18 protein-coding genes are annotated in these 25710 nt (G+C 43.8%); 4 read left to right on the top strand and 14 right to left on the bottom strand.

The window, feature by feature from the left end; translation table 11 throughout:
- Window position 1: 1 nt before the first annotated feature.
- Complete coding sequence (fes, locus tag BSR11_RS14045) at window positions 2-1330, bottom strand: enterochelin esterase (RefSeq protein WP_139299850.1); 1329 nt, start codon at window positions 1328-1330, stop codon at window positions 2-4.
- Window positions 1331-1510: 180 nt separating this feature from the next.
- Here fes and BSR11_RS14040 point away from each other — a divergent pair, with 180 nt between their 5' ends.
- On the top strand, window positions 1511-3592 hold the full coding sequence (locus tag BSR11_RS14040; RefSeq protein ID WP_072670959.1) for a TonB-dependent receptor: 2082 nt from the start codon (window positions 1511-1513) through the stop codon (window positions 3590-3592).
- A 252-nt stretch (window positions 3593-3844) separates the two neighbouring features.
- Here the strand turns inward: BSR11_RS14040 and BSR11_RS14035 are convergent, their stop codons facing one another.
- Both BSR11_RS14035 and BSR11_RS14030 read right to left on the bottom strand, forming a co-directional pair.
- Window positions 3845-6397 (bottom strand): AAA family ATPase, encoded by a 2553-nt coding sequence (locus BSR11_RS14035; protein ID WP_072670958.1) that lies wholly within the window; start codon window positions 6395-6397, stop codon window positions 3845-3847.
- A gap of 436 nt (window positions 6398-6833) precedes the next feature.
- Complete coding sequence (locus BSR11_RS14030; protein WP_072670957.1) at window positions 6834-7880, bottom strand: GMP reductase; 1047 nt, start codon at window positions 7878-7880, stop codon at window positions 6834-6836.
- Window positions 7881-8435: 555 nt separating this feature from the next.
- Between BSR11_RS14030 and BSR11_RS14025 the strand changes: the two genes are divergently transcribed.
- Complete coding sequence (locus BSR11_RS14025; RefSeq protein ID WP_072670956.1) at window positions 8436-9434, top strand: 2-hydroxyacid dehydrogenase; 999 nt, start codon at window positions 8436-8438, stop codon at window positions 9432-9434.
- Here the strand turns inward: BSR11_RS14025 and BSR11_RS14020 are convergent.
- From BSR11_RS14020 to BSR11_RS14005, 4 genes are all read right to left on the bottom strand, one after another.
- Entirely contained in the window at window positions 9424-10899 is a 1476-nt protein-coding gene (locus BSR11_RS14020; protein ID WP_072670955.1) for a bifunctional ADP-dependent NAD(P)H-hydrate dehydratase/NAD(P)H-hydrate epimerase, read from the bottom strand. The two genes, BSR11_RS14025 and BSR11_RS14020, sit on opposite strands and share 11 nt — an antisense overlap.
- A gap of 42 nt (window positions 10900-10941) precedes the next feature.
- Window positions 10942-11385, bottom strand: coding sequence for a PAS domain-containing protein (locus tag BSR11_RS14015; protein WP_072670954.1), 444 nt, complete (start codon window positions 11383-11385; stop codon window positions 10942-10944).
- Complete coding sequence (locus BSR11_RS14010; protein ID WP_072670953.1) at window positions 11385-12389, bottom strand: response regulator; 1005 nt, start codon at window positions 12387-12389, stop codon at window positions 11385-11387. The genes BSR11_RS14015 and BSR11_RS14010 overlap by 1 nt, the downstream gene beginning before the upstream one ends.
- Before the next feature lie 280 nt (window positions 12390-12669).
- Entirely contained in the window at window positions 12670-13029 is a 360-nt protein-coding gene (locus tag BSR11_RS14005; protein WP_072670952.1) for a hypothetical protein, read from the bottom strand.
- Window positions 13030-13530: 501 nt separating this feature from the next.
- On the opposite strand from BSR11_RS14005, the gene BSR11_RS14000 reads away from it, so the two are divergent.
- A complete protein-coding gene (locus BSR11_RS14000) occupies window positions 13531-13740 on the top strand; it encodes a cold-shock protein (RefSeq protein WP_004396923.1) in 210 nt (69 codons plus the stop codon).
- 65 nt (window positions 13741-13805) lie between these two features.
- On the opposite strand, the gene hmpA is transcribed toward BSR11_RS14000, so the two are convergent.
- Window positions 13806-15005 (bottom strand): NO-inducible flavohemoprotein, encoded by a 1200-nt coding sequence (gene hmpA, locus BSR11_RS13995; protein ID WP_072670951.1) that lies wholly within the window; start codon window positions 15003-15005, stop codon window positions 13806-13808.
- 189 nt (window positions 15006-15194) lie between these two features.
- Between hmpA and norR the strand changes: the two genes are divergently transcribed.
- Window positions 15195-16781 (top strand): nitric oxide reductase transcriptional regulator NorR, encoded by a 1587-nt coding sequence (norR, locus tag BSR11_RS13990; RefSeq protein ID WP_072670950.1) that lies wholly within the window; start codon window positions 15195-15197, stop codon window positions 16779-16781.
- Between the two features lie 9 nt (window positions 16782-16790).
- On the opposite strand, the gene BSR11_RS13985 is transcribed toward norR, so the two are convergent.
- The 6 genes from BSR11_RS13985 to BSR11_RS13960 all read right to left on the bottom strand — a co-directional run bounded on the left by BSR11_RS13985 (window position 16791) and on the right by BSR11_RS13960 (window position 25591).
- Window positions 16791-17669 (bottom strand): mechanosensitive ion channel family protein, encoded by an 879-nt coding sequence (locus tag BSR11_RS13985; RefSeq protein WP_072670949.1) that lies wholly within the window; start codon window positions 17667-17669, stop codon window positions 16791-16793.
- A 144-nt stretch (window positions 17670-17813) separates the two neighbouring features.
- Window positions 17814-19043: a peptidase T gene (gene pepT / locus BSR11_RS13980; protein WP_072670948.1), complete on the bottom strand. Its 1230-nt coding sequence runs from the start codon at window positions 19041-19043 to the stop codon at window positions 17814-17816.
- A gap of 442 nt (window positions 19044-19485) precedes the next feature.
- Window positions 19486-20844, bottom strand: coding sequence for an alpha-amylase family protein (locus tag BSR11_RS13975; RefSeq protein WP_072670947.1), 1359 nt, complete (start codon window positions 20842-20844; stop codon window positions 19486-19488).
- A gap of 298 nt (window positions 20845-21142) precedes the next feature.
- Window positions 21143-21343, bottom strand: coding sequence for a restriction endonuclease subunit S domain-containing protein (locus tag BSR11_RS13970; protein ID WP_072670946.1), 201 nt, complete (start codon window positions 21341-21343; stop codon window positions 21143-21145).
- 64 nt (window positions 21344-21407) lie between these two features.
- Window positions 21408-23324 carry a methyl-accepting chemotaxis protein gene (locus BSR11_RS13965; protein WP_072670945.1) on the bottom strand — a complete coding sequence of 639 codons (1917 nt, stop codon included), beginning with the start codon at window positions 23322-23324 and terminating at the stop codon, window positions 21408-21410.
- 353 nt (window positions 23325-23677) lie between these two features.
- A complete protein-coding gene (locus BSR11_RS13960; RefSeq protein WP_072670944.1) occupies window positions 23678-25591 on the bottom strand; it encodes a methyl-accepting chemotaxis protein in 1914 nt (637 codons plus the stop codon).
- Window positions 25592-25710: the final 119 nt, after the last annotated feature.

Raw genomic sequence — 25710 nt, 5'->3', positions numbered from 1 at the left:
TCTAACTCCGTTTCGGCGGTAATGAAAAAAGGTAAGAGAGTCCATCGATGATGCCACCACGCCAACATAGACGTTCATGCCCGCCATCAAAGACTCGGTATTGAAGATTGTGTCGTTGAGTAGCGAGTTGCTGGTATAGGTCCAAGCTAAGATCGACCATGATGTCTTCGCCACTTCCTACTTCGATAAAAATGTTCAAACAGCAGTGACGACCCAACCCTTGATGTATCTGTCGACTCATATCACTAAGAAGATGCGGTGACTCAGGTGGTACATAGTCACTAGGCGGTTTAACCAGAGAAAAATCTGGCCACCAAAATGATCCAGACTGACACACGACCGCTCCAAAACGCTCAGGCCAATTTAATGCAGCGAACATAGCAGCCAAACCACCGAGACTCTGACCGACGACTACGGTTTGCTCGGGGTCTTGACTAATGGTGAAATAACCCGAAATTAAAGGGAATAGTTCTTGTATCAGTGCTTGCCAAAACAGCGGATTACAACTGAGTTCTTCACTTCGCAGACGGCCATCCACTTCATCAATCAACACATATAGGGCTTCTGGTAATACGCCTTGCTGAGTCGCGCATGACAATGCGTCGTATATCGGTAGCGACTCAGACCAAAAACGGCCATCAAGAATAAAAACAACAGGCAATGTTTTCTGCGTATCGCGTGTGGTGGAATACAGCCATACACTGCGGCTGTTATTCAGTATCCTACTCTGCCAGTTGAAAGAGAAACTCGACTTAATGGGACTGTTACCGCCATTCTGATCAAAAATTTGCCAATAGATTTGCGACGGAGCATTAGGCATATGCAGCGGTGTTTTGCTCATTCCCCACAGGCAATGATCCAATCGGTTTCTGCCAAGCTCATCACGACAACTCAACGGAAATAGTTTTTTTAACCATTCACGGTGCTGAGCCCTTTTCTCTTGATAACTGCCAACATAACTTGGCTGACATAGTTGATGAGGGACTGGAATAAAAGAATAACCACCGCGCCAAGTGTGCTTAATAGAAGCGATATAAAACCACACGTCCGTACCTTCTATCTGAGAAAGCTTGGCCATAGTAAAACTGTGATGGTCGGTGACACCATTAATATCAATGTACACTTCTCGGATATCTGAACCTCTCGGTTCTCGCCAAATAAAGATCACATCAGCGTATTCATCCTCAGCATTCATCACTATCGGCATCCCTTCAAACACCATTTGTTGCCACCACCTGTTATCGCCAATATTGCAACCATCGCGAGAAAGCCATCGACCAACCTGATGAAGATTTGGGTTGCTATGTGCATTGGGTTCTTCAAACAACATGACTATTCCTATTCATCAACCACTCTCTTATTCATCAAAAACAAGCCAGCGGAATAAATTCACACCACCAATAATTGCAAACACTAACAATTATCATTAACATAATCATCCGCAATAATCTTTTACATAAAAACGGTTACAACATCAAACATTTTCCCTATTTTTAAAGGATTTCTTAATATGAAGCTTATGGACTTAAACAGTGGTAATACCCCTCGCTATACAAGGAGTACTCTTTCTACGATGATTGGCCTGATTTGCTTAGGCAGCGCCAGTTCGGTCGTTTACGCTCAAGAACAGCAAGAAGCGAATAATGTTCGGGCCTCAGAAACGATTGTTGTTCTTGGTGAAAAGTTGGGCGGCACGCTGGCGCAAAATACCAGCTCGGTGACTATTTTTACTGCAGAAGCAGATAATGGCGAAGACCGAACTTACTACGATTTACTGGATAGAGTCCCTAACGTGCTTAACGCCCCATCAGGAATGCCACACATTCGTGGCGTTGATGGACGAGGTGGAGCTGGAGATGGATTCATCTCATTCATGACCGGAGCCACGCCTCGGGTGAATACCACTGTTGATGGTGTATCTGAATCTTGGACAGGTGAAGCTTTCGGTAAAGCTGGGCTGTGGGATACAGAGCAGGTCGAAGTATACAAAGGCCCTCAATCAACGAATCAAGGGCGTAACAGCATCGGTGGTGCCGTAGTCATCAAAACCCAAGACCCCACGTTTTACACAGAAAGTAAGTTCCGAGTTGGCTACGAAAATGAGGACAACAAATACCACTTAGCTGGGGTTGTCTCTGCCCCAATCGTCGAAGATAAACTTGCCTTCCGTATTGCCGCTGAAGGGACCACAGGCAATACGCCGATCGATTATTCATTACCAAACAATGATCAATACCCTTGGGACCCTTCAGAAATAAAATCTCATAACGTCCGGGGTAAACTGCTATATCAACCTTTTGGCACCGATAAACTCACCGCGAAACTCACGGTCGCCAGCCGTAATGAAGAAGGCCAATATACAAACCTTGTCGATAAAGATGGTGGTAAGTTGGAATACACCGATGCCAGCGGTACTCGTCGTCAAGAAACTAAAAGCTGGAACGTTAATCTTGATGTCGGTTATCTCATCAATGAAGAACTTAAAGCCGATTTCTTACTGGCAAGGCGAGATTACTCAACCAAGTTTAAAGCCTATCCTTCAACGGATTGGTGGGGTGATGTGGACGAGGAGAATTATACTGTAGAAGCTAAACTGGCTTATAATTCTTTAGACGAAAAATATAATGCGATTTTCGGACTCAGCAGTTATTTTAAAGATCAAAACACACAAACTGACTCACTAAAACGTATTGATAAAGTCCAAACCCATTCCATTTATTTTGATTCCAAAATCAAGATTGCCTCTCAATGGGGACTGTTACTAGGTGCTCGCTACGAGCATGACAAGCTTGATCGTGATTTTGACCATGCAAGATTGCCTCTCGACTTCAAAGAAAAAGAAAACAACGGTATCTTGCTGCCTAAAGTTGGCTTAACTTACGAGGCCTCTGATACTTGGAACTTAGGTTTAACCGCTCGTAAAGGCTACAATGCTGGTGGCATAGGCTACAACGAGGGCCAAGAGAATCTCTTTGTATTTAAACCGGAAAAAGTCTGGACCTACGAACTCAGTTCACGTTCCACTTTCCTAGAGAACCGGCTTGGTTTAACAGCAAACATCTTTTACAACGATTACCGTAATTACCATACCGTTGTCTATGGAGACAGCGGTAGCCGATTCGATAATTACGTAGCGAATATCCCTAAAGGTAAAACTTATGGTGCTGAAGTTGAAACGACGTATTGGTTTGATTCTGGTTTAGATGTTTTTGCCTTTGTTGGCTTACTGAAAACAGAAGTCACCCAAGGGCCTAGCGGAACAACCGTCGATCTCACTGGCAAAGAGTTTAGCTATGCCCCTGACCTTTCTGCAGGCTTAGGCTTTACACAAAACTTTGACTCAGGCTTATTCTTTGGCGCAAGAGTTAACTATGTTTCAGACTATTATACTAACTTAGCCAACACTGAAAGTACTTCGGCTGGTGACTACACGGTGCTTAACGTCAATGCTGGTTACAACATAAATAACTTAACCGTTCGTGCTTATGTTAAAAATGCGACCAACGAGGATTATGTGTTACGTCACAAGAATGACCTGATCGAAGTTGGCGGACCACGCACATTCGGTATCATCGCTGACTATAAATTCTAAAAGGCGCTATTGATTACCTTGCCAAACTAACACATAAACGTCCGATAATGATCGGACGTTTATTATTTAAGTGGTTGGTCAGCAGCAAGTGAGTTCTGTCGTCGTTTATCTTTTGTTCTAGCAAGGTTTTGCCCAGAAATGAGTTTAAGCACCCCAAAAATAGCATTTCTCTGAAGCGCAATTATACTTTTTACTTGCAAGTTTAGGGGGAGGAAGGTAAGCGAATCTATTCACCTACCCTCATATCTGTTATTAATTCTTGCGAGATTTAAAATCGGCGTGCCAGTCAATAACAGCACTAATATCAGCATCTAGCTGCTCTGGTGTAGGTGGCTCTACTGGTGACTCAGTTGGCTGGCTATGTTCATGCGCAGAGTATATCCCCATAAGGCGCTCAATAAAGTTGCAGTCCTCGATTGTTATCTTCGCTAAGTTACTAATTTTATTTTTTGTTTGGACATCTCTACGATGACGTTGAACCACATCTGCTAGAAGCTCAACTTCAACAACTCTTTCAAGTAGAATTCTGAAGTCACTGCAAATTGACTTCGCCAGAGGGGCGTAAACTTCAGAGCCGTCTGAATCCAATAGTTTTCTAGCTTGAGCTAACCTTTGATTCTTCAATTCATTTAAAGCATTAAGTGGTTTTTTCGCAAACAATGGTACAACTCCGTGCTCTCCACAGCCCCAATGTTCACGTCTTATGTGTACACATGTAGGATTCCCAAGGTCATTTAAGGCTCCTAACAAACTAATTCGATGCGTAAAAACAATAACTTGCCTATGTTCTGATAATTCAACAAGTCGTTTTGCAACACACAGCTCATATGACTGGTCTAGCGATGATATCGGGTCATCAAAAATAAACGGAGTAGTTTGAGGTTTACTATTAGTATCTGCTAAGAAAGCGGCAAGGCTTACAATTCGCTGTTCACCCTCACTTAAAATGTCATGGGACTTACTAAGGGAGAAATTTTGGTTCACACCCATCAAATGCAGTTTGTGCATCACTTTTCCTTTTGATACACGCGTTTTGGACAACTGAACATTGATTTTCTTTGCACCAAGATTATCTAGTTCATCGTTGAAACGCTTAACATAAGCATCTGTTATGACTTGCTTTGATACTTCGCCAGCTTTACGTGTGAACTTTGAGGTACCTAACAATTTGCCCCACTCTTCATATTGCCTATACTTCTCAAGCCTTTTGACCTCTTTAATAATGGCGTCAATGTAACCTGAAGCCCATTGTTTTGCTTTGTAATCATTCAGCTCGTTGGTTAGTTTCTCTTTGTTGAAAGCAATTACGTCTTTTTGGTGGTTTTCTATTTCTTTTGCTAACACCTCTTTTTTTTCTGATAGTGCCGCAATAAGTGAAGTATCGAATATGAATCCTTGATTCGGAATCTCAGGGTGCTTAACAAGAGCCTCAGAGACTTTTTCGATTTCACCCCATATTTTGCTTAAGACTGGGAGCCATTCTTCTTCGGCAAGGTTTGATGCTGCTATTTGAGTCTTTAAGATATCTTTCGACGGTATTGATGGTAACTTCTTAACTAGGTTGTCAAAGTGTAGCTGCCGAGCTTTAACTTCTTTCTCAAGGCTTCCTTGGATGTGTTCCTCAAAAGACTTAAAGCGTTGTTTAGCTGCATTCGAAAGTGGTTGATGACATAGAACACACTGAGCGTCATTTCCAACAAAAGGGGATGCTCCATCTGGGTATGCTTCTTTCATAGAGTATTCTTTCGCTGCGACCCAAAGAGCTTTCCAAGTTTGACTTCCGATACCATTCAGCAAGTTCTCGTCAGAGAGGGCTTTAGCACCTTGCTCCGCTATTTTTTTTGCTGATTCTAGTTTAGCTTTAGATTCATTAATCATTTCACAAACTAGAGAGCTGACTTGTTCGCTGGCCGCTAAAATTGAATTAGTGAGTTCAGTCAGTTGTTTTAGCTCCCGAGATTTCTTTTCTTTTAGTTTTGAAGGATCACCTTCTAGACGTTCACTAAGTTCTTTGAGTTTGTTTTCATCATCATTGGTAAAATTGAAGAACTCTCTTAGTGTTGCCTCCGGAACATCCGCTTTAAGCCTGTCGTTTATAGCTCTTATATATTTGGATTGCATTAGGTCTACTGGAGCGCTCGGTAGAATTTTTACTAATTGAGCCTGCTCTTTATCGAGTAAAGACTTGATCGATGTGGAAATGAACACAAGCTTCTCGAACAGAAGAACCTCAATCGGTACATATGACACTTCATTTTCATTATCAAGGTAAAAGCCTCCAGTAGAAGAATCAAAGATATCTGCTGAGCTTATCTCAGGGATAGGTAGCGAGTTTGCAACCCAGTTGATTTTTTTTGCACTAGCTCCATCAATACTGATGCTGCATCTGCTGATAGCTGGAGGCTCTTTAAAAACGTTTGGTTTCAGGTCATTGGCATTGTTTTTTCCACATGCCTTTTTGAGGATACGTGTGTAACCTGATTTGCCAGAACCATTGTTTCCGTAGACAACCGTGAGCTTCTGTTCGAAAGTTAAAGGATAGCGTGGGTTTAGGTCGTCAATACCTTCTATTTCACCAATTGACTTAATCCATACTTTATTTGCGTAGTTTGAGTCTTCGTTAAATTGTCCAAAGTCTAATGCCTCGATGCATGACTGACCTTTTGGGGTTTTTAATAGATCTTTAAACTCTATGATTTTATCTTGTGTGATTTCTTCTTGTTTTAAAATGCTTTGAGCTGCCGATTGAACCCAGTAAGGTTGGGCATGTAGCCATTTGATGATGTCATCCCTCACGTTACCCATCCACAACACTCCAGTAAACTTTCGATTGAAATTAGAATAGGTTGATTAAAGCATGTGTTCAGAAATCTTAATATGCTATCTCTTTAGTAAGATCTAAAAATCTAATATAGAGCAAATAATTAGACGGTTAAGTCTTTGTCAGTAAGGCTGCGTCCAGTGCCTTTCAAATACCCATCTCACATTGTAGAGGCATAGTGAATTTGGCCATTCAATCAGAGTTTTTACAATACCGGAGGTAATTTGTTAAATACTAATGTAGCAAAGTTACTGACTCACTTCTGTCCAAAAGTGAGTTTCAAACTTTGTTATCACAAACTTTAATGTCTTCCGACACGTTCATCCCCAATCACATAGATAGACTAGGTAATTGGGGTGAACGAGAACGTGCCTAACATCGCTGCGCGTTCAAGTTGGTAAGGTATATTAGAAAGAAAAATTACTTCTCTTTGCCAAACACCGTATTCTCTTGCTCCAACACGCGGATAAACGTTGTACGCTTGGTGAGCTCGCGAAGCTCCGCCGCGCCGACATAAGTGCAGGTTGAGCGCACGCCGCCGAGGATGTCTTGAATGGTGCCGTGGACACTGCCACGAAATGGTAATAATACGGTTTTACCTTCCGCAGCGCGGTAACCGGCTACGCCGCCAGAGTGCTTCTCCATGGCGCTCTTGGACGACATACCATAGAACTTCATAAAGGTTTCGCCGTCTTTCACCACCAGCTCACCGCCCGCTTCTTCATGACCGGCTAACATGCCGCCTAGCATGACAAAATCAGCGCCGCCGCCAAAGGCTTTCGCCACATCGCCCGGACAAGCGCAGCCACCATCACCGATGATACGACCGCCTAAACCGTGGGCAGCATCGGCGCACTCAATGATCGCCGAGAGCTGAGGGTAACCCACACCCGTTTTCACCCGTGTGGTACAAACCGAACCTGGGCCAATACCGACTTTAACCATATCCGCGCCAGCGAGGATCAGCTCTTCACACATATCCCCTGTCACTACGTTACCCGCAGAAATCACTTTATCAGGGAAGGCAGCACGCACTTGCTGTACGTAATCGACCAAATGCTCTGAATAGCCGTTAGCTATATCAATACAGATAAACAGCAGATCATCCGATAATGCCATAATATCTTGAGTTTTCTGGAAATCTTGCGGTGAAGTGCCGGTAGAAACCATCACCTTATTTAAGGTGTCACCATTCGCCGTTTGCACAAAGTCAGCCCAATCTTGCACTGTATAGTGCTTATGAATCGCGGTCATGACCCCATGTTCAGCGAGAGCTTTCGCCATTGCGAAACTGCCCACCGAGTCCATATTGGCGGCAATCACAGGCACGCCAGACCATTGACGGCCACTATGCTTGAAGGTAAAATTGCGGGTTAAGTTAACTTGAGAACGACTTTTGAGAGTAGAACGTTTCGGGCGAAACAGGACATCTTTAAAACCTAACTTAAGTTCTTGTTCGATACGCATGGTTATTTCCTTAGTTAATTCACTATCTGTGCCTTAGCGCAAGGGTGCGGCATACCCAAGTTGGCAGACCTGAGTATGTTTCGGACACAAAAAAACCGGAGCGTTGGCAGACGCTCCGGTTTTCAGCATTATAGGGCGTGATTTCTTTCCGGCAAGTCTGATATTTTACTTTTTTTTGTGCTACGCTAGCGAAGATTTCATATCCTTTATCTAACGACACCCTCTTCCACGCAAACAAAGTCTATTAGTCAATTTAAATCAATAAGTTAAAACCAACCATTCTGAATGTGTTTTATTTAACGCTTTGGGCAACAAAACCCGTCTGTGGCGTTTTATGTTTGATATTTAGTAAAAGTGTGATGGCTGACCTCGTTTTGCAAACGGTTGCGACAACGGTTTCTTGAGATGAATGTGACTGAAATGCTGGCTGAGCCTCCCTATCTCAGAGAAAAAATAGGGTTTATTTTTATTACGATTAGGTTTATACCGAGAGCAGTAATGTTCGCAAGCGCGTATTATTTTGACTCGCCTGATCTTATTTGAGGAGACAGCACCATGATCAATGTCGCTTTTTTTAGCGCGAAAAACTACGATGAACTCTCTTTCAACCGATTTATTGACCCTCAGCAACTTACCTTTCATTTTCATGATTTCCGCTTAACTCGTAAGACTGCCCAAATGGCGCAAGGGTGTGCTGTAGTTTGTGCTTTTGTGAATGATGAATTGGATGCGAAAGTGCTACAGACACTCTATCAAGGTGGCACTCGTTTGATTGCTATGCGCTGCGCAGGCTTTGATAAAGTTGATTTAGCCGCCGCGAAACAATTAGGTTTACAGGTAGTACGGGTCCCTGCCTATTCACCGGAAGCGGTGGCTGAGCATACCGTGGGCTTAATGATGTGCCTCAACCGTCGTTTCCATAAGGCTTACCAACGTACTCGTGAAGCCAACTTCTCTTTAGAAGGTTTAGTGGGCTTTAACTTTTATGGTAAAACCGTTGGCGTGATCGGTACGGGGAAAATTGGGGTTGCTACCATGCGGATTTTAAAAGGGCTTGGTATGACAGTGCTTTGCTACGACCCTTATCAAAATCCAGCTGCGCTTGAGTTAGGGGCAAAATACGTTGAGCTGCCTGAGTTATACGCCAATAGTGATGTGATCACTTTGCACTGCCCCATGTCGAAAGAAAATTATCATCTGCTTAATGAGCAAGCGTTTGATCAGATGAAAGACAAAGTGATGATCATCAACACCAGTCGTGGAGAGCTACTTGATTCTGCGGCGGCGATTGAAGCGTTGAAACGTGGTCGTATAGGCTCATTAGGCCTCGATGTGTATGATAATGAGAAAGATCTGTTCTTCCAAGACAAGTCTAATGATGTCATTGTTGATGATGTGTTCCGCCGTTTATCATCCTGCCACAATGTACTCTTTACCGGACACCAAGCTTTCTTGACCGAAGATGCGTTAAATAACATCGCGCAAACCACGCTAAATAATATTTTAGTATTTAGTCAAGGTAAGCTATCCGGCAATGAGTTGATCAACGATTAACCAAACGGCGTAAATGGGGAATGAGATCGCTTGCAATTAGCCCTCTTTCCCCATGTTCATGGGCGTTTTGATCCGCCGCTTGACTGTGGATCAAAACCCCTACTTTAGCCGCATCAAATAAAGAGAGTCCTTGCGCAAGTAGAGAAGCTATCACCCCTGTCAGGACATCCCCCATTCCACCACTGGCCATGCCGGGATTACCCGCCAAGCATACATACAGGCTTTCGCCGTCATAGACTAAGGTACCAGCGCCTTTTAATACCACTACGCCGCCGTATTTTTGCTGTAAGGCGCGTGCGGCCTGAAAACGATCCGCTTCGATAATTTCAACATCGGTAGCGAGCATTCTTGCGGCCTCTGCAGGATGAGGAGTGATAATTCGCTGCTGATCAAAACAGGCGGATTGAGCAAGAAAATACAACGCATCCGCATCCATGACTTTTGGTTTATTGAGACTTTGAACTTCTCTGATTAGCTGTTGCGCTTTTTCATCACGACCTAAACCAGGACCAATGGCAATCACGCTGCACCACGCTAAACGCTGTTCAAGCAAACTGGCATCCGACCAACTGGCGACCATCACTTCAGGACAACTGACCAACATCGCGGTGGTATTTCCGGGATGAACCAAAGCTGCGTTCAGACCACTCCCCGTTCGCACACAAGCCTGTACCGCTAGAATGGCAGCGCCACCCATGCCACTATTCCCACCAATAAAGAGCGCCTTACCATGCAAACCTTTATGGGCAGTCCTCGCTCTGGGTTGTAAGTAACGCTGAGGTGACTTGACATCGATCGCTTTCAACGTAGAGCTATTTTGCGCATTAAAAGCCTCTTCTATGCCTAATCCTGCAAAATGCAAATGGCCAACATAATCTCGCGCTTTCCCTGTCACTAAACCTTGTTTTAAACCGACAAAACTCACCGTATGCTGCGCATAAATCGCGCTTCCTAGTGCACATCCTGTCAAAGCGCATAAACCCGATGGCACATCAATCGCAACGACAGGGGCGGAATGATCATTAATCGTCTCGATCACCGTTTGCAATTTAGGACGAACGGCCCCCTTAATACCAATGCCTAATAATCCATCAATAATGACATCGATATGATCTGGAATAGTATCGCTACAAGGAAAAACTTCTCCGCCACTATCTAACCAGTGATAATAAGCTTTTCGTGCATCATCACGTAAACATTCAGGATCGCCGAACTGCCATACCGTGACTTGAATACCCACCGATTGAGCCAGCCGTGCAACAATATAACCATCGCCACCATTATTGCCGCTGCCACAACACACTAACCAGTGATGAGAAGCCGGATACTGAGCTAAAGCAATGGTAAATACCGCTTGGCCAGCACGCTCCATCAACCGAAACATTTCTAAACCTTGCGCCTTAGCGGCTAACTGTTCACCTTGTTTGACTTGCTGTGGGGTATAAAAAAGTCTGGGCAAAGGCATGATAATTTTCCTACAACACTAGATGAGACGCATCGCGTTAACTTACTGTCGAGATTGTAAAGAGGCCAACGCCTCGGTGGTCGCATCTTGAATAGACAGAAAAAGAGAATTGATTTTTCCTGTCGGCGTACGCATTGGGTTAAGAGTGATATTTTGGTACATAAAATCCGCTTGTTGAGTAATGGGGCGAACGTTGCGGCATTTGAAAAGGTAAGGACGCTGCTGCCAAGTAATGAAACTTCGACAGCCTAAGTTATACACGGGCTTGGTTTTTAATTTAAACCAGTCTGACGGGATTTCAGGAAAAATGGTAAAGATGGATTTGCCAATCACATCATGACCATGCTTGCCACTGTGATGAGTCATAAACCCATTCCAAACTTGTATTTCGTAGTCTCGATTTAAGACGATTAATCCCATATCGACGTTCTGGACCATGTCCACCATCCAGTGGAATTGCTCAAATTCAGCAGGGAGAGAAAGCATTAAAAATCCTCCATTAGATAAGCCAGTTTATTATCGAGCAACGGCAACGACTCATCGACAAACATAAACAGCAGATCACAACGAATTGAGGTACCTTCAATATTGTAGCTGACCTCAAAGGTCATGGTCTTGGTAAATGAACCTGCGGTTGACTTAATCACCGAGTCTATCGAAATATGTTGACCAAGTAAGACGGGCGAGCTTTGAAAAAAGCGCACCTCCGATTGTTGACCGAGCCCATTGAGAAATGAGCCGACCAGAATATTCGAAACGTCCATTAATAATTCAAGTTCTTCCAACTCTTCGCTGTCCACCGGGACTTTCATTAATTTTTTTAAATCCGCCACGCTAGAATCACTGAGTAACACCAAAGCCTCTCCAGCAATCCCTTCGCCACTGAAGCCCTGACAAACACCAGAAACCTGAACATTATCGGCCAGATCACGCAAAGCCATATGCAGTTCACTGACTTCTAAGATATTGATATTAGGTAAAGGTAACTCAACAAACACGTCAAAATGGCGAGCCAACGCGTCGGCTGCTTGACCAATCGATACGTTAGCCACTTCCATGTAAACATCACGACGCCGTAAGACTGGGAGATCAATCGAAACTGGCGTGACAATCCGCGGCTGCGTCGGCGGCTCAACCAGCTCACGCAGAACATCGTTTAAGATCGTTTTATCAATTGGTTTTTGAATAAATGCGCGAGCACCGAGCGCCATCACTCGCTCTTTGGCTTTGGGTTGGATGTCACCGGAGACCACCACCACCGGCGTCTGATCACCACGCGCTCGCATCGCTTCAAGCGTTTCAAAACCATCTAACTCTGGCATGGTTAAATCTAAGAACATTAACTTAAACGAGTGCTTATCGAGCTGCTCTAATGCATCGACACCGTGTACAGCAAAGGTGATGTCTGCATTCAACGAAGCGGGTAAAGAGCGAGCCATTTGCTTTCTGGCTAATGCAGAATCATCGCAGATCAACACTGGGTAAGACATACCACCACCTATTGTTAGCTTTTATTAATTAAAAGTGTATACCCAAATCGAATCGGCGTACTAGGTTATCGTGATTTAATTATTGATAAATGGCACTTTTTAAAATCCGTTTGATGATGTTACTCGATACGGTCAAGTTATAGGGTCAAACCACTTGGAGTTGCCAGCAGGCGATCCCCATAAGCATAGACAGACTATGTCATTGGGGTGAACGAACGTAGCCAACACCGCTGCAGCTTCAGGTAGGAAGAATACAGCCAAGCTATCCGTAACCTTAACATCACGATTTAGTCATTGCTGAGGTATCGGCTCGTTGACGAGAACGAAGATAAAACCCCAATGACGTAGCAGTAATAGAGAAAATCAAATAAGAGAGTGCAAAAACGGCGGGAGAAGTCATCCAACCCATCGCCATCCCCCAAACGACACCAATAATGGTGATCGCAAACTTAAATAGTAAACCGCAAAAAAGCAGCAGTAATGCTTGTTCGGGAAATCGTGCGCGACTAAACGCCAAGCCATAACACCCAACGACGGCCGTAATAGCAGTAAGAGAACCAAGTAATAACGAAGGAAAGTGCTCGGCGGAGACGAGAATAGCGACGAATAAAGAGACCGCAGCAATGATTAATATTTTCATCGTGGCCTACCTTAGTGAAAGGAGGAAATATGCCGCTGAAATGAGGCCGTTCTACTCACCTCGACCCATACCTCATATTAACGCTTTATTATGTACGCCTTTGCATAATAAAAAACAAGGTTGATCATTGAACTCTTGAGGTTAGCTCACAGAGTAATTTTCACGCTATAGCGATAACAAACCTTTCTTTAACAAGCAATAAACGCTCAAAGATTTCCCCATACTGGAGCTAAAAGTGAACTGAGTACATGATCAATTACACAGAAATGACACCTAGAGCAAAAAATAACGAAAACTCTTGCAATTCATCGCAAGTTCCAATTGACAACGATACAGATTGATCTAGACTCATTGACAGCTAGAAATGAAGTTCGTTGTATACACATTGTTTCGTTGGATTCCTTGTAACTCCCGTCGTGTCGTACGCAATAGCAATCTACTTTTCCATGCTATCCGTGCCGAATTCGGCCTATATACAAAATGTTTTTTAGGATTTTTACTATGTCTACTCCTGTTACTGGTACCGTTAAATGGTTCAACGAAACTAAAGGTTTCGGCTTCATTAAACAAGAAAACGGTCCTGACGTTTTTGCTCATTTCAGTGCTATCCAAAGTGAAGGTTTCCGCACTTTGGCTGAAGGCCAAAAAGTTGAGTTTGTGATCACACAAGGTCAAAAAGGCCCTCAAGCTGAAAGCATCAAAGTCCTGTAATAGACGAACCTAATACTTAATAGCCAGCTTCTTAGCTGGCTATTTTCATTTTATATTCTCATATCTTAACGATTCAGCTCGGCATGAGGGCCAAACACTTCATAATGAATCCGTTCCGCATCAACGCCTAAACTCATCAACTGTTTGACTGTATTTTCCATAAAACCAAGTGGACCACAGAGATAATAATCCCCATCATCAATTGGTAAAGTTACGGCAGATAAATCCATTTGACCAGTATGCGTATTAGCGCCTTCACCACGTAAATACCAAACCTGCTGTTGCCATTCTTTGCCTGAGGTTTGCTGCGCTGCAATGAGTGTCGCCGTTTCTTCTAAAAAGGTGTGTTGCTGTCGATCATGACAAGCGTATAAATAATGAACCTGATTTTTATCCTGCTCGGCCAGAGTCTGTAACATCGCTTGCATCGGGGTAACACCGACGCCAGCAGAAATAAGTACCACGGGACGCTGACGCTCAACGTAATAAAAATCACCCGCTGGCGCATAGAGAGCAACCGAGTCGCCAACTTGAACGTTATCGTGCAAATAGTGCGAGACTAGCCCTGCGTGTTGATTGTCCGCTCCTTCACGCTTGACCGATATCCGGTAATACTCGCCGTTTGTCGCGTGAGATAACGAATATTGGCGGATTTCTTGATATCGATGCCCCGCAGGTTTCACTTCTAATCCTATATACTGACCTGCTTGATGAGCAAGTACTGGTAAACCATCTTTGGGTTTTAGGATAAAACTGGTCACCAATAATGATTCTGGACGCTTTTCTGCAACAATAAACTCGCGCGCATTAGACCAACCGCCAATCGCTTGTTTGCGCTGTAAATAGAGTTCGCCTTCTCGATCAATAAAAATTTGTGCTAAGAAGAGATAAGCATCTGTCCATGCTTGTTCTACTTCGCTCGTAAAGGCCTCTGGTGCTAACTCTCGTAATGTTTCAATCAAATGATGACCAACGATTTGATAATGATCCGGTTGGATATTAAAACTAGTATGTTTATGAGCGATACGTTCAACAGCGCTAGTGAGAGCCGCTAAGTTATCGATATTTTTAGCGTAAGCTGCGACAGCACTAAACAGAGCAACACTTTGACGACCTGTTTTTTGATGTGTCATATTAAAAATATCTTTTAATTCAGGGTTATGAGTAAACATACGCTGATAAAAATGAGCCGTAAGTGCGGGTCCTGCAGACTCTAGTAAAGGAATCGTACTTTTAATGATGGCGATAGTATGGTTGTTGAGCATAAATCGACGTCTCCTGATATTAGATAATTGAAAATAAACTGACTTCCACTATCCCATTGCAGGTTCAATGCCAACACTTAACTTATTGTTATTAAAAGATAATAACAATACCCTTTATAAAATCATGTCAAATTAACTTCTTTTAAATTGGTCATTTTGACTCTATCATGTCCAAAAGGAGCGATGACCATGCAAGATTTTTCTATTTCCACCGTAGTAGACATGACGATTGGCTTAGCCAGCGGTATTAATGATCAAGATCGTTTTCATCGCTTATTGGATGCGATTCGCAAGACCATTCAATGTGACTGTGTGGTGTTGATGTCACGGCAAAATGACACACTTATTCCACTGGCCATGCAAGGCTTAACCCGAGACACATTGGGGCGGCGTTTTATCATCTCAGAGCACCCGAGACTGGATATTATTTGTCAGTCGACTTCTCCAGTGCGATTCGGAGCCGACTGCCCACTCCCCGATCCTTTTGATGGTTTACTGATGGAGCATGACGATGATCTACCGATTCACGCTTGTATGGGCCTACCTTTGCTCTTTGGCGATGTGTTATTAGGCGTTCTGACCCTCGATAGCCTCACCCCCAACGCTTTTAATGACATCCCCATGCGTAGTCTAGAGGCTTTAGCGGCGATCGCGGCCTCCACGCTAAAACTGGCGTTGACGCTCTCGCAACTGGAAGCTCAAGCTAAGTATAGCCAGCAGCGTCTAGAAGCCCTCAACGAAGACGTTTGGCTACGAGAAAAAGGGGATATCATTGGTAATAGTGATGCCATACAGATCATGATATCGGATATTCACGTTGTCGCCCCCTCCGATCTCACCATTATGATTCATGGTGAAACAGGGGTCGGAAAAGAGTTGGTTGCGCGCACCATTCACCAGCTATCTGCTCGCAAACATCAACCTATGGTCTATGTGAACTGTGCCGCTATCCCTGAAAATTTAGTTGAAAGTGAGCTATTTGGGCATGTAAAAGGCGCTTTTACCGGCGCTGAACGTCATCGAATGGGGAAATTTGCTTTAGCCGATGGGGGAACATTATTTTTAGATGAGATTGGTGAGTTGCCTTTATTAGCGCAAAGTAAATTACTGCGTGTATTACAAAATAATGAGATTCAACCCGTCGGTCAAGATACGGTACAGACCGTCAATGTTCGCATTCTCGCCGCAACGAATCGGGATTTAAAACAAGAGGTTCAAGCCGGTCGTTTTCGAGCCGACCTTTACCATCGATTAAGTGTTTATCCAATTTGGGTCCCCCCACTTCGTGAACGCACCGGTGATATAGCTTTATTAGTCGGATACTTTCTGGAACAAACCCGGCGTAAACTCGGTATCGTGCAATTAAAAATCGCCGCTCCAGCGCTTAGTTACCTGATCCATTATTCATGGCCTGGCAATGTTCGAGAGTTAGAGCATGTCATTAATCGTTCCGCACTCAAAGCTCGTGCTCTGCAGTCTAACCAATCCTTAGTGACCATTGATTTAATGGAAATCGGGACTCTCGATGAGTCTTTAATCGCGACTCATCCTCCACAAGCTTGTGTCGAGCAAGCTGTCAGGGCGTCAGATCAGAAATCATTAGGCTTACGCACTGCAACCGATGCGTTTCAGCGTCAATTGATCTGTCAAGCTTTAGAGGAAGCGGAATACAACTGGGCCAAAGCGGCACGGAGACTGGATGTGGATCGTGCCAACTTAACTCGCCTTGCCAAACGACTTGGCATACAACTGCACAGAAACCACAGTATTGAATGACTTGACGCGTTAACTCTCACTCTCTTGGGCGGGTTCTTGCGCTACAGCTGGCTCAGGTGGAAAAGCTTTTTCGTACGCCTCCATAAAATCTCGGCGGATCAATTGCTCTAACTGGTTCGCTTTATCGGTTGGGCAAAAGATCATAAAGTGCACCACTTGCTCGCCCGCTCCTGCACTGGAAATTTCAATGTGTGGTTCAGCACTGGGTAAATCAACGCCAGCATGTTTCTCAATCATATTGTTATAACGCCGAGCGACATCAATAAAATGAGCAAAATGCGTTTCCATTCGCTGATACATGATCGGTAACAAGGGATACAAATTGACGAATCGGGGCACAATAATAGTGAAATTATGGAAGACATAACGCTTCATAAAGTTTAAATTTTTCACTGGGTAAGTGAAAAACATACTGTTAGGTAGCGTCGCCGTTTTGCCTGTGTAATGGTATTGACCATGCTGCAAATCAATCTCTTGAATGACGGTCGCCATCATGTTGTGCTCAATCACTTCACCACACAGTTTGCCCACTTCTATCCAATCCCCCATACGAAATGAACGAGAGCTGGCGCGTTGAATAGAGCCGGTGAAACAAAGAATGATCTCTTTTGAAGCCACCACAATCGCAATGGCAATCGCGGTTACCGATAGTGCAAACTGGCTGATCTCTGATTTCCAGAGTAAAAATAAAATTAAAATCGTGGCAACAAAAGCACCATTTTTCGTCCGTGACATCCATTTACGTTGCTCTTCAGTCAAAAAAGAGACTTCACCACGAATTTGCGATAACACTAACCGTTTTAGTGCCATGATCAAGAAAATAATAAGTAGTGTTAATATCAACTTATTTTCTTGTAAAAACGCAATGGCGACGTAGAGATGTTGCATGGTAAAAATTCCTAATCCATTATCTTTTTTATTGAGTGTTTTATACCGTATTGATGGTCTTATGCCTACATGAAGTTGCTTAGGCATCAAAAAACCATAAAAAAACGCTAAAGGGAACCCTTAGCGTTGATTGACAACAATCCTTTATGCGTAACGCTGTGCGGTTTTTTCTGCTAATTTTACAATCACTTGCACCGATTTCTCCATTCCCTCAATAGTAATAAACTCATGAATACCATGGAAGTTATAGCCGCCAGTAAAAAGGTTCGGGCAAGGTAATCCCATAAAGGATAAACGCGCACCATCAGTTCCACCACGGATAGGCTTAATGATTGGCGAGATGCCACACTCAAGCATCGCGGATTGGGCTAGTTCAATGATATGTGGGTGCGCCATCACTTGCTCTTTCATATTGGCATACTGATCCGTTATGACCAATTCAATATGGCCTTTGGCCAAACGTTGATTAAGCTGCTGTACTTGTTGCTGCATAAATGCTTTACGAGCGGCAAACCCTTGACGTGAAAAATCACGAATTAAGTAATCTAACTGTGATAATGCAACGCTCATCTTAGCGGATTTAAGATGATAAAAACCTTGATAGCCATCGGTATGCTCTGGTGTCTCTTGCATCGGCATCATGGCAATGAAGTCACTGGCAAGATACATCGAATTCACCATCTTATTCTTTGCTGTTCCAGGATGAACATTAACACCGTGGCAAATAACCTGAGCGGTAGCTGCGTAGAAGTTTTCAAACTCTAGTTCCCCGACAGGACCACCATCAACGGTGTAGGCCCACTCCGCAGCAAACTTTTGCCGATTAAAATGATCAGCACCACGACCAATTTCTTCATCAGGAGTGAAAGCGATGTAAATATCACCGTGAGGAATGGAAGGATCAGCAATCAGCATCTCAATGGCGGTAATGATTTCGGCAATTCCCGCTTTGTTATCAGCACCGAGTAAGGTATGGCCATCGGTAGTGATTAAGTGCTCACCGTGCAGTTGATGCAGTTCTGGGTATTGAATCGGTGAGAGAATTTCATCACCTTTACCAAGGGCAATATCGCCACCTTGATAATGTTCGACAATTTGTGGTTTGACGTGTTTACCTGAAGCGTCTGGTGCTGTATCTAAATGAGCGATGAACCCGATGGCCGGAACCGTGTACGGAACATTAGAGGGCAAGCAGGCCATTACATAGCCGTATTCATCCACACTCGCGTCACTCAATCCGATTTGCTGTAATTCTGCAACCAGATGTTGTGCAAAAACGAGTTGTCCGCTAGAACTTGGCGTATGCGTATTTTTTGGCTTAGATTGGGTATCATAAGTGACGTAGCGTAAAAAACGCTCAACAAGATTCTGCATAGTAAATACTCACTATTCGGCAAGGCAATTAAAAATGCACACGTATCGAAAGCCCTCTTCTCCTAATAGACTAAGAGGGTTTCACCTTATACGCGACTGATTGCTCTTGATAGTACGTCTTTGCTGATCAGATAACTTGCTATAAATCAGTTTTTAGTGGATTAGTCTCAACAGAAGCACTAAGCGGTGAAAGATAACGCTCAAAATAAGTGAGACATTGCTCCAATAAAAATCATTAAATGGACAATTATTGCGCTGTCGATTGGCGTTTTTCATCATCATAACTAGAATGATAAGGTAACTCACTCTGGTTAATGTACAGATATTAACGATTCAAACGGCTTACACTCTCTAAACATCTCGCTAACGACGTCTTGCCTCTTGATATCAACTTATCGATTCAAGAGGCTCTTTTTTTCGTATCAAGATGATAAATCATCCACTATTGTTGAACTACCAGCATTCGGCTGCTCATTGCTGGTGTTTCAATCGCCGTCATACTACCTTGAGCTTCAAACGTCTCACCAGTGTAGAGATCGTACAATTGATTCGTCCATTGCTTAAGCTCAACCGATTGGCTACGAGCCGATTTATTGATGATCACGACCCCTTGTTCACCACGACGAAAGACGAATAGATCATCACTGGCTTCGATAGGCAACATGGGTAGCCCATGCATTTGATTATGAAAGGCAATCCCAGCCAAAATCTTAGGATCACACCAAGCATTCTGCCAACGCGGTTTTCCATTACGAGCACAGAGTCCACTGGGGTTTAAATCCGTGTAGATCAACGGTACTCCGCCATCTCTACCAAGAATATAGCTATACGCCAGCGACTCTAACGTTTCTGGCATCACGAGATCCATAAACACATCGTTATTAGGAATATCATGGGTGATAGCAAACGTGATAGCGCGCTCTTTCGATAACGCTTCACCAAAGCAGTAGGGGTCAATTAACGCTTTTAAACTGCCTTTCGGCTGTAACGCATTAAAGACGGTCTGAAATAATGGGAAGTCATAAGCTCCCAAACGGGTTTGCTCTAAATAGGGCTCTAAAAACAGTTTGTATTCCGCTTTGGTCGCTCCCCCATCGGTGATGATCTCGCCAAAAATATGCACATCATGAGTGATCTCTTCACTCCACACACGCTTGAGATGCTCAATGGTCATATGCTTGGCAGCATCAATCCGAAACCCTTTCACGCCCATTGCTTTTAGCGCCAACAGATAAGCTTTTTGCTGTTCCACAACATGAGAATTATCACGTAGCGTAGGTAAGCCGGCATCATGTGGCCCACCTGAAATACGTCCGTTTTGCACTTGCCACTTATCTTGCCAATCTTTAATACCAAAGGCTTCGACAAAATCATCTTCGGTAAACAGAGGTTGAGATAAGTCACCAAACAAACGCTGTTGTTGGTAATACTCATTACGCTGAGCATAGTCGTTAAGATCGTCATTACTTGGGTATTGTAAGTCCAAGCGATGGGTTGATTCATTGGCCATGTGGTTAAATACCACATCAGCGTATACCCATAAACCGAGCGCTTCTAAACTCGCAACCATTGCTTGAAACGTGCTGGTATTGCCCAATTGATTATCAATAACTCGATAATCTTGTGGTTGATAACGCTGCCACCAAGGAGTACCGCTCGGCTGTTGATAAGACTTCATGGGTGGTGAAACAAGTACGGCTTTATAGCCTGCTTTAGCAATCTTTGACGCATGCTCGGTAACTTGAGCATAAGGCCAATCAAAAGCGTGTAAAATGACATCCGTCGGCTGGGAACTGATCATCCTGAATACTCCTATTTGTCTAGCCAGCGAAAGAAGACTTGAAAATCAATGAATGCGGCTCGCTAGAACGCTTCTATTATAGTGCTCATGATTATAAGTTGCTTGGTTAAAGCGCCATCCCCCTTTGTGGAATTATTGATGGTGGAGACTCAAGGCGTAGAATCACCCTTTGGCTAAGTAACCAAATGCGAGGAAAGGATTAACAACGGTCGAGAAAATACGTTTACTTGTCGTATGACTGCATGGTGAGAATCACAAAGGCATTACAATGCCTTTGTGATTGAATAAAAAAGCAATATTAATGAACAGGCGCATCGCTGGTAGCAAAGAACTGCCCAAAATGTTGTTCTAGAATTTCTGGGGTCAGTTCACCCGCCGCTTCTAAACGCTTAAATTCAGCCACTAAAGCGCGCTGCTCTTCTAGACTGGGTAGTGGTATTTCAGGTTGATCACTGAGTTGAGCAGTCATGTTCTCTAACTCTTGTTCAATATCGTTCATACTATGCCTCTTCAATTAAAAACCTCGTAGTCTACTTAAGTCACCACAAGGTAGCTAGACTACGTTAGAGTTTAAAGTTACTCACCATAGAATCAAGACGCTGTGATAAGTCACTTAACTCTTGGCTGGCTTGAGCAAGTTGTTCCGCCGTTACCGTCGTTTTCTCATTCACAACATTAATTTCTTCAACATTACTGTTAATGGTGTAAACAACCGTCGATTGCTCTTCTGTCGCCGTAGCAACTTGAGTGTTTCTATCGGTAATATCTCGGATTTTCAGTAAAATGGTTTCTAGCTCTTGAGCGGCTGATTGGGTGAATTCAACCCCTTCAGTTGAAATACTTTGTCCCATTTCCATCGCTTGTACCGCCTCTTTCGCGTCAGCTTGTAGTTGATGGATCATAGTTTGTATCTCTTCCGTCGAGCTTGCTGTACGACTGGCTAAATTACGAACTTCATCGGCAACCACCGCAAAGCCCCGACCTTGATCGCCTGCGCGCGCAGCTTCGATCGCTGCGTTCAATGCTAATAAATTGGTTTGCTCAGATATCTCTCGGATCACATCTAAAATACTGCCAATATCTTGCGTTTTTTTCGCCAACTCTCCAACGACTTCGCCTGTATTTGTCATATCAATGGCTAAACGATCGATGGTGTCTTTGGCTTGAGTAATCACTTTTTTGCCTTGTAGCGTGCTTGTTGCTGCCTCATTGGCGGTTTCAGCAGCGGTAGCAGCATTAGCGGCAATTTCACTGATCGTCGATCCCATTTGGTTCATGGCTGTCACGACTTGGACTGTCTGTTCACGCTGGTGCTGGCTATTATCAAACGTGGTCTGCGATTTATTCGAGACGTTCGCAGCAGCATGATGCAATGCTCGACTCGTCGCAGAAACCTCTTTCATCGATTGATGAATTTTATCAATAAAGCCATTAAATCCTTGTGATAATTGAGCAATTTCGTCGGTGCCTTCAATCTCAATACGTTGAGAAAGATCACCATCACCTTGTCCGAGATCGGTAAATCGTTGAGCGATCTGGCGGATAGGCTTGGCGATACTGTTGGCCAAAATAATCCCCACAACAATGAATCCTCCAGCGACCATCAAGGTTAACAATATCATCCGTTGTCCCATGCTATTCAGATCAGCGAAAACCTCTCGAACAGGCACAGAAGCAACGACAAACCAATCCATACTCGGGATATAGAGACTGGCAACAAATACCTCTTCGCCGCTGTCTTGAGCCGTGATTAAATTAAAGGTGGATTTATTAAGTAGAGATGAAGCTTGTGGGCCATAAATATGAGTTAATGAACGTTGATGTTTATCATTTTGATGATGAACTTGAATCTCACCCTGAGCATTTGCCAGATAAACAAAGCCGGTTTGTTCAATCTTAAAACTGGTCAATAAACGTACCATGTCATCCATTGATTTAGACAAACCCGACATACTAATTCCATTGACAATTTGGTAGTTAGCAAACAGTTTTACTTCACCTGTCGGCTCTCTAAACATACTGACCATCGTTGGCTGTTGAGAGTCCGTGAAACCAAAAAACCAGCCATCTTGCTGACGATTCAATTGGCGGAGAAATCCATTTTGATTCCAATAAAAAGCCGTTTCTCGATTCGCCACTGAAGCATCATCTAAACGGTATTGCTGACGAATATTGTTAAGCTGAAGAACAAGCTGAGCTTCTTGCTCTGCATTTCTGTCGGTGGTCGCAATCACTTCTTGAATAAACACATTGTTTGCAATCTGTTGAGAAGCTTGCAATAGGGTACTAACGTCTCGATCAATTTGTTCCGCAATTCGATGCAGCATCGTTGGGAGCTCAATATCAACCAAACGGTGCTCTAGCGTCTGCCTAGCTTGATGCTGAGCCATTAAACCAAGAATGGTCGTCGACGCTAAAACGGCTAGCGTCATACCGAGCACAACCTTACTTTTTATGGTCATGTTTTTGAATGTAAACATAGTACAACCTTATATAGATATCCCTTCAGGGGGTAGAACCAACATTATCAAGTCAGGAGTATAATAGAATCGGCAACCAATTCATATTTACGCATAGCTCACCATCATAGTAAGCCTTCAATTCATTAAAAACTGATAATTATTCACCACGCATCAATACTCCAATCGCTTAAGACCACAGCGAGACCGTCAATCAACCATGCACTTTTTCAATAGATTGATAGCATCATCGATTGGTCTTTGAGGATCATTGAGAGTAATAATGGCAGTGAGTATGACTCGATTTTTAGGTAGAAAGGATATAAAAAAGCCCCTAGTTTTAGGGGCGATATGGATTGAAAAGAAAGTAAAATTTAAACCTTAAAGCGACCGACTCTATTCTGTAGATCCGTCGCTAAACGTGCCAACTCATCACTGGCCGCCGCAATATGGGTTGAGCCATCGGATAATTGCTCTACCCCACCGCTGATTCGGTTGAGTGTTTGGTTTACATCATCAGCCACTATCGATTGTTGCTCAGTTGCTGTCGCAATTTGGATGTTCATGTCATTGATCGTAATGATTGCGGTGGTAATTTCACGCAGCTTTTCCGAAGCCTGTTCGGCCCAATCGACCACTTCATTAGCCTTACGATAACCACCATCCATAACTTGCGAAGCATTCTTCGACGCTGATTGTAGTTTCTCGATAATGTCACGAATTTCTTCGGTAGAACTTTGCGTACGTGTCGCCAATGTTCGAACCTCATCCGCCACGACCGCAAAACCGCGACCATGTTCACCAGCTCGGGCAGCTTCAATCGCAGCGTTAAGAGCCAGTAAGTTCGTTTGTTCAGCAATGCTACGAATCACCTCAAGCACTTTGCCGATAGAATCTGCGTCTTGCTGCAGTTTCTCTATTACATTTACCGCGGTTTGTACTTCTTTCGCTAAGGATAGGACTTCGTTAGTGGTTTTCGTTACCACTACTTCGCCTTCTTGAGCAAACTTACTTGAGCGGTCCGCCGCTTGAGCCGCATTACCGGCATTTTCTGCAACTTGGTTCACCGTTGCAGCCATTTCGGTCATCGCGGTCGCCACTTGATCCGTTTCGTGACGTTGTTTCTGTACTTGATCATTCGCTTCTCGGCTTGAAACCGCCAATTGCTCAGCCGCGGCACCTAACTGAATGGAAGCTTCAGCCACTTGTTTCACCAAGCTATGCACCCCGCCCACAAACGCGTTAAAGCTGCGCGCCAGATCGCCAAACTCATCGTGGCGCTCTTCATTAAGACGCTGGGTTAAATCACCATCTCCCGCAGCAATTTGCTCTAGTGCCTCACGCGTTTCGTTGATAGGCCTGACAATCATTTTGGCGACCAACAGAATGATGACAATTAATAAAATCAAGGTCACCGCAAAAGCCAGTAACAAGGTGACCGTTAATTCACGTGCCGTAGAGATAATATCATCGTACGGTTGAGCAACAGCAAGCGACCAGCCAGGGGTATTCGCAACTGGATGGTAAGCCACCATATAATGTTGCTTATTTTCTAAATACAGATCGGTTAACCCTGATTGACCAGCAACCATTAAGCGACTCATTTGTGCGTAAGCCGCGTTGCTGTCCTGAGTTGCATTATCTTTTAGGCGTTTGGCTGCTGTTTTGTGTGCCACATACACACCGCGCGAGTCAACCAGCCACGCTTCTGAATTATTGGTAGCGACACTATCAACCAGTTGAGTCAAAGTATTCAACGTTACGGTTGCGGCTAATAAACCAATCACTTCACCACGATGATTTTTTACCACATGAGCCAACACAATGATCGCATTGCCTGAAGTTCCCGAATAAAGCGGGTCACTGACCAGTGACTGCTGAGTTTTTTGTACCACTAACTGCTGAAAGTAACCACGATCGGCTCGACTCGCGACAACGCCATTGTGGTGGTAAGCATCCCCTTTAAGATCGACAAAGAACATCACTTCAAATTCTGAACTCATGTTTTTGCCAAAGTGTTTAACGTAGTTAAAAATGGCTTGCGTATCTCCTGAAGCTAACGTCTCTGTTTGTGCCAAGGAGCGGACAACCGCCATACGGGCTTCAACCCAACTGCTGACCATTTCCGAACTACTTTGCGCCGTACGGCTTACCGATGTCTCTCCTAATCCCACCACTCTGGAGCTGACTTGATTGGTTACTATCCAAGCAGCCAGTAACAAACTGATGGTCAAAGGAATACTGAACACAATGATCAGTCTTGATGTCATTCTTAATTTTTTGAGCATGGGATCCTCTTCACCAAACAATGCCTGCTGAGACTAATAAAATCGAAATTTTGCTACTTAGAGGTTTAGCACAAAACCATCAAAAATCACGAAATGGATTGCAATTTGGTGAGTATTCT

It is taken from the genome of Vibrio injensis, from assembly GCF_001895205.1.
Classification (GTDB): domain Bacteria; phylum Pseudomonadota; class Gammaproteobacteria; order Enterobacterales; family Vibrionaceae; genus Vibrio; species Vibrio injensis.
Note: the sequence above shows the minus strand (reverse complement) of the source record. Positions and strands in the feature narration are given on the sequence as shown.